Below are 550 nucleotides of genomic sequence, written 5' to 3'. Positions count from 1 at the left end.
AACGGGAGATCCTTCGCCGGGCGGCCCAGTGTTTCGCCAAGGAGATGAAGTGAGGTCGCGCCGCTGGGGCTTCATCTCCCCATACGCCGACGAGTTCGGCGTCCAGCGGCTGTGCCGGGTGCTTGGAATCTCCCGCTCGGGCTACTACCGGTGGCTGGCCGGCGCGGATGCCCGGGCCGCCCGACAGGCGGCGGACGACGCCCTGGCGGCCGGGATCCGCGAGATCCACACCGAATCCGGCCAGTCATACGGGGCCTTGCGGGTCCACGCCGGCCTGCAAGGATCCGGGCACCACGTGAATCGCAAGCGGGTGGCGCGGCTGATGCGCGAGCACGGCATCGTCGGCCGCCACCTGCGCAGGAAGAAGAGGACCACGGTCCCCGACCCCGCCGCACCGCCGGCGCCGGACCTGCTGCAGCGGGACTTCACCGCCTCCCGGCTCGATGAGCGGGGTTGCGGTGACATCACGTATATCCAGGTCGGTGGGCGGTGGCTGTTTCTCGCCTGCGTGATCGACATCTGCTCGCGCCGGGTGCTCGGCTGGTCGATG

Annotated in this window: 1 protein-coding gene; it reads left to right on the top strand. The window is 70.4% G+C overall.

The window, feature by feature from the left end; all coding sequences use genetic code 11:
• On the top strand, positions 1–550 hold a 550-nt coding region (locus tag PV419_RS53060; protein ID WP_319701273.1), incomplete at both ends, for an IS3 family transposase.

Source organism: Streptomyces sp. ME19-01-6, from assembly GCF_033793745.1.
Lineage (GTDB): Bacteria > Actinomycetota > Actinomycetes > Streptomycetales > Streptomycetaceae > Streptomyces.
This window is presented reverse-complemented; position numbering and strand designations above follow the sequence as displayed.